This is a genomic window from bacterium (assembly GCA_036382775.1).
Taxonomy (GTDB): Bacteria; Hydrothermota; Tepidihabitantia; order SM23-42; family JAOAFX01; genus DASVHD01.
In genome coordinates this window covers 21,049-27,081 of the sequence record DASVHD010000023.1, presented here as the reverse complement: position 1 = coordinate 27,081, position 6,033 = coordinate 21,049, and the positions used below count along the sequence as shown (strand labels likewise).

The following is a 6,033-nucleotide window of genomic DNA, read 5'->3' as shown; positions in this document are numbered from 1 at the left end:
GAATAAGTTACCTTGTCCCTTCATGGACGAATAGCAGGATGGGGTTTCCCGCTTAGGTACCGCTTCGGATAACCAATTATAATGATCGGAGGCCGGATGTAAATAACAAAATCACTAGTTGACAACCTTCATATAGCAGGGGTATTTGGTTAACCATCAAAAGGGAGCCTAAAGTGTATCAATATGATACATAATTAGACAGTAAGACATTTGCTTATATTATTCTATCGAAAAATCATGACTTTTCTACCTCTTGACAATCACCCATGATGTACTATAATATTCTGAGGGAGGAACGATGAAAATTAAATATAATGTCCATGTAATCCTGTCATTGATTATTGTTATCCTTCTACTTCCCGGTTTTGCCATGTGCCAGTGGCTGGAAACAACGATCTGGGTTCCGGATTCACTTGTCGGCGTCAATCATGCCACTGCAATAAGTAATAATAGTGCAACCAACAGGGTTTATATGTGCGGTGAAGGAGAGTACATGCTGGTTATCGATGGTGCGACCGGTCAAAAAATTGCCCGTATTCCCTTGTCTGGGAGAGTGACCGGCATAGACTGTAACCCTTTGAGAAATAAGATCTATGTATGCGCGGAATATAGCGGCATCAAAGTATTCGATGGTGCGACAAATCAACTTCTTCAATATATCCCACATTTTGAACCCGCATTTATCCGATACAATCCCGTCAATGATAGAATATACGTTTTCGATAGTTCGAATTACGGACATTATATCCGGGTCATCGACTGCCAGGCTGATACGATCGTTAAAACCATCAACTCCCCGTCTTCGTGCGCCGGCGCATGCTTCAATCCTTTCAATAACAAGTTTTACTGTTCTTACTATTTTGGCACTGAGGTCTTTGTCTTCGACTGTGCTACCGACTCAATATCAAAACAGGTGCCGGTCGGTGATAATCTCAGCTTCATGATCTACCGTGCAACACGCAATAAGATCTATTGCGGCATGCGATATCAGGATCAAATTGCGGTGATCGATTGTTCTTACGATTCGGTCATTAGAACTATTATTACAGTCGGAAATCCGGGATTCGGTGTCTACAACTCCGGCACTGACAAACTTTACAGTACGAGCGAATATATGAACACCATCTCCGTCATTGATTGTGCAGACGACACATCGGTCGCCACCATTAACACCATAAATCCCAGATCTATCGCATCAGATACGATATATAATATGGTTTATTGTTCCACCGAAGACAGCCTGGTCGCTGTGATCAACAGTATTAACGATTCGATCATCGCTACGATATCCGTTAACAATCGATGGAACAACCTGCTTTACTCCGATCCATTGAATAATACGTTATTCTGCGTGGATTACTACTATTCGATCGTGCCGGTAATCGACTGCTCCAGCAATTCGGTGATCACCAATATCAACCCCGGCAGCGGACCCGACCTGTTGACCTATTGCTCAAACTGCGGAAAGATTTACTGTACTAATTTCTATAGCCGCAACATGACGGCCATCGATGCCGCGACCAATCAAATCGTAAAAAATTTCGACATACCTGTCACGATCACGGATATGCATTATTGTCCCGCCATGAACAAACTCTTCTGTGCCGACCGTACTCATAGCCAGATCCTCATCATTGACTGTAATAATGACTCGATCATCAATGTAATTCCTGGCATGACCGGCCTTAGACCCATGGGCTACAATCCCCTTAACGAAAAAATATACTGTGCCAGTTATATTGACGACATACCCTCGGTCGTTGATACGGTTTGGGTGATCGACGCCGTGGCAGAAACCGTGATCGCAAAAATACCTATTGGTAACCGACCTGCGGATCTTTGCTATGACGATGATGACAACATGATGTATTGTTCACTTTATGGCGACCAACAAGTCAAAGCAATCGATGGCAATACAAATCAGGTCGTGGCGACGATACCCATGCCCGTGGCATGCAATTGGGCATTAGCATATAATCCCATCAACAACAAACTATATGTCGCGAATGAGATCAACCCAACCATGGTGATCATTAATTGTACGACCAATCAAATAATCAGAACGATTACTATCGGTCCTAATCCTTACTATGTTATCTATCACCCAAATAATAATATGATCTACTGCGGTTCCCAAAGCGCGAGTTTGATCAAAGTAGTAAGCGGTTCGACTGATTCAGTTACCGCGGCCATAGGCGGCATTAATGGTGCGGGATCCATGGTTTCCGATACTATTTTCAACCGGATCTACTGCTGCCATAGTGGTGATTCGGTTGCCGTTATAAATGGCGCGACCAACGCGATCACAAAAAATATAGGGGTAGGAAAAAATCCTGAGGGTCTCGCTTTTGATCCGCTTTACAACCGTGTTTTTGTCGCCAATAAATCCAGCTCATCGATCTCTGTTATCAGGGATGCATATGGTATTGAAGAAAACACGGCCCACGGATCGATCGTGGCATTCCTTCGCATCATACCCAATCCCGCGTCCAAATATGCCATGTTGCACACATCAGGGGTCAAAGAGATCAAATTGTACGATGTCGTGGGATGCTTTGTTACGACAGTTAATATCAAACCTTACTCAGCAGAAACAAAATTGGAGCTGTCCGGTCTTCATGCCGGTGTGTATTTCTTAAAAGCGGTCGGCGAGCAGACCACCAATGTCCAAAAACTGGTGGTCTTGCGATAAAGGTCAGTCTACGATACTTTACCAGTTGCTCAAAACCGCCCTTTTCCACCCGTCCGCAGTCTTTATATAAACATAACCGGCATCCCAGGCAATATCACCGATGTTCCCGTTAACGTCAGTGCTGCTGGTTGGCGTGTAAGTCGTCCTCATACGCACCTGGTTATAACCGGTTGTACCGTTAATATCAAGCAGCGCGGTCGGGCCGTTCGTATTGACGCCCACGCCGCCTGAAGCCCGGATCAGGAACTGATTTCCACCGGTCGAAGCGAAATTGGCATTGGTCGAATCCGCCCAGACAAAACTGCCCGTATGATTCGCCTTGGCCCGCCTGCCTCCGGCATTGGCGAACCTGCCCATCGCCTTGTTCGCGGCCCCGCCGCTCACGGTCGCGCAATAACCGGACGCTGTATCCCCGTATCCGGCGCCCGTAAAGGCATAGTCTGCTGACGCCAGGTTCATTTCACCGCCGCACACGGTGCTTGCGTACATCGAGGCGATATTGGATGATCCACCCGCGATCACGGTATAATCATTTGACGCCTGGTTATAATAACCGCCGCTGACCGTGGAGCCGAGGCCACTCGCAGTATTGTTCTGGCCGCCGCCGATCATGGCGTACGACATCTGAGCCTGGTTGCTCCCGCCTCCACCCACAACCGCTCTTCCACCGCTGGCAGTGTTGCTCTCGCCGCCCACTGCTGTCGAGTACATGCCACTCGACACATTATCCATGCCGCCGCTTACCGTCGAGCCTTCAAGTATAGCGCGGTTCCGTAAACCGCCGCTCACCGTGCAATATCGGTAGTCGCTGCCGCTGGTCCCGGTCGTGCACGCCGCACCAAAATTCACGTGCGTGCTGTCCCCGCTGCCGAAGACTACATTATTGCACATCGTCAAACCAAGGCCCTCGGTCGGCACCAGATGATAGCTTGTTTTCGCCCAGTACCCGCCGCTTCCGCCGCCACCGCTGGAGCGCGCGTATTCGGCCGTGTCGGCATAGGTCGACTGGTACGCGTAACCAGCAGCTGTGATCTGCGTCCGTGGTGACAAGACCTGAGAGACGACGGTCAATTCCAGCCACCGGTCGGTCCCCCGGGTGAAAACTGAATCCGGCATCTCGCTTATGCTCCCCAGAAGCACGCTGAAAACGCCCTTGGCGACGCTCACGGTCTGGCTTTCAGTCCACTTCTGGTTGCCGCCGGATACTGCATCGTAGATCGCAAATGACATCGAAAGGGACGGATCAGTAATCGGATTACCCAGCGTGTCGGTCAAGAACCCCTGATAATTTAGCAGGCGCGGCACAAAGCGCACCTGGTCATCGCTATTCATATATCTTGCCTGACTAAAAATCAGTGTCATACCCAGCAGGATACTTAAGTATAGTCGAATGCTCATAAAACCTCCTTGTTTTCGTTTATGTATAATTATATGGTCGTGAATGTAAATGTCAAGAAGCATTAAACCGCATCAATCCTTATCAACCTTAAGCATCTCGTTCATCGGGTCCCATACCGCCAGGTGCAACGGGGTTTGCTTGTATATCTCCCTTACTTCCTGGGGCAGATATTTGATACTAACAATAATTTCAAAGACATATTCGTTGAACCAGTCGTCGTACAGGGTAAAAAATCCGTCATGTCCGCTTTCGCTGCCGTGGGAATTCTCGACCCGCCATTTTATCGGCATTTTGGTTTGCGGGTCGATATCCATTCCCTGCAAGACCATGGCGTGATTCGCGTGCGTAAAGCGGTACAGGATCCGTTCTTTCTTATCCAGACTTCCGGGGCTGCGGTACAAGGAGCGATAGTCAAGTATCCGGGATGAAAAGATCCCTTTGGTACCGTATGTCTCTTTCCCGAAATCGCACGCGAACCAGACCGGTTCGTTGTCCATGATCGCTTTTTGGGCCGCCTGCTTGAGCACGGATATCTCCACATTGGCGTGCACCGGATCTTTGGTATCGAAGATGTTCCGGGTATTGTCGAACTGCACAAGACGGTTGTACTCCCGGGTTGGGTCATTTATTACGGACACGAAATCACCCAGTTTCAGCCCGATCGCTTCCTGGTAGAACGAAAGCGGCGTGTAGGGTTTGCTGGTCGATATTGTGCTGTCCTTGTTCTCGTAGCGCCATATGAATTCCCGCGGCGGTTCGCTGTAATTCAAAACCAGTATCCGGTAGACTTCCTTTAGTATTTCCACTTTTTTCTGGTGGAGCCGCTCCATGCCCGCGCGCTGCTGGGCCATGGTGCGCAGTTCTTGTATGCCGGCCAGGGTCTGTTCGTATAGGGCGCTGGTCATAGACCAGGTATTACTGCTCGGGTAGGTCTCGGGATACACGTCCTTCGGTACCACGCCGTATTTCTCGACCAGCGCGGCGAACCATTCCCAGTATCCGCCGTCATCCACACCCTGGTTAAGTATATAGTCAAGTTCCCGTTCTCTCAAGTCCCGGTCCGCGTTCTGCAGGGAAAATTCCAGAATAAAATTGGCCTTTTCCAGTTTATCCCAGAATGCCAGGTAACTTTGCGACAGTTCGAAATCCCCGAGCTTATATTTCGCGATCACGTGTTGCCTTAGCACGTTCAGACCGGCGAACAGCCAGCACCGCCCGCTGCTTTGCTGGTCCGTGATGCCCTCGGTCTTGATCTCATGGCTGAACAGATCGTTGTGTTTTTTTAAGAATTCGCGGTTAACGACCAGCGCGTTGACATCGTTGTTGGTCAGCGCGTTCATTAAAGCGGTGTCGACGGCAGAAAAATTCACCGACGCCCTTATCTCGTTCATGACATCCGCGGTGATACCGGACCCGTTCGTATCGGGATTTTGAGCATGTAAAATAACGATCCCGGAACAAAACAGGATCGTAAACCAAGCCGCTTTTTTGAAAACATATATTATTGTATTCTTCATGGTTAGTGCTCCTCTACGGCGCTGTAAACTCAAAGGGATCTGACCAATCCCCCTGTTCGCCGCCTCAGCAATCCTCACGCGTGCACATATGCCAGTAATACATACCTGGCGCAAATGCCGTGTCCGATATGTACTGGGTATCGGGCGGCCAGATAGATATTAAAATGCAAATACATGTATCTGTGAACACTGAATCGCGCGCGACATCAAGCCGGTACGCGATCTGGTCCTCATTAACCGTGCTCCATACAAATGTCGGCGGATTCTGGGTGATTATCGCGCCGTCAGCCGGTGAAAGCAGAGTTGGTGGCGTCAGGGTTGGTGTCTGTTCTTCCTCCGCGCAGGCGGTAAAAATGACCAGTACAGCGATAATTAAAAAGAGAATTGTTCGGCGCATAACACTCCTTTATTGAAATCTTGAGCAT

General features: G+C 48.8%; 4 protein-coding genes. 1 reads left to right on the top strand and 3 read right to left on the bottom strand.

Going from position 1 to position 6,033, the window contains the following annotated elements; all coding sequences use genetic code 11:
* Positions 1-298 precede the first annotated feature (298 nt).
* Positions 299-2,692 (top strand): T9SS type A sorting domain-containing protein, encoded by a 2,394-nt coding sequence (locus VF399_04230; GenBank protein HEX7319549.1) that lies wholly within the window; start codon positions 299-301, stop codon positions 2,690-2,692.
* An 18-nt stretch (positions 2,693-2,710) separates the two neighbouring features.
* On the opposite strand, the gene VF399_04225 is transcribed toward VF399_04230, so the two are convergent.
* From VF399_04225 to VF399_04215, 3 genes are all read right to left on the bottom strand, one after another.
* Positions 2,711-4,090, bottom strand: a complete 1,380-nt coding sequence (locus VF399_04225) for a hypothetical protein (protein ID HEX7319548.1) — start codon at positions 4,088-4,090, stop codon at positions 2,711-2,713.
* Positions 4,091-4,162: 72 nt separating this feature from the next.
* The gene (locus VF399_04220) at positions 4,163-5,608 is read right to left on the bottom strand and encodes a C1 family peptidase (protein ID HEX7319547.1); all 1,446 of its coding nucleotides are present in this window, start codon (positions 5,606-5,608) and stop codon (positions 4,163-4,165) included.
* A gap of 64 nt (positions 5,609-5,672) precedes the next feature.
* Positions 5,673-6,005 (bottom strand): hypothetical protein, encoded by a 333-nt coding sequence (locus tag VF399_04215; GenBank protein HEX7319546.1) that lies wholly within the window; start codon positions 6,003-6,005, stop codon positions 5,673-5,675.
* Positions 6,006-6,033 lie beyond the last annotated feature (28 nt).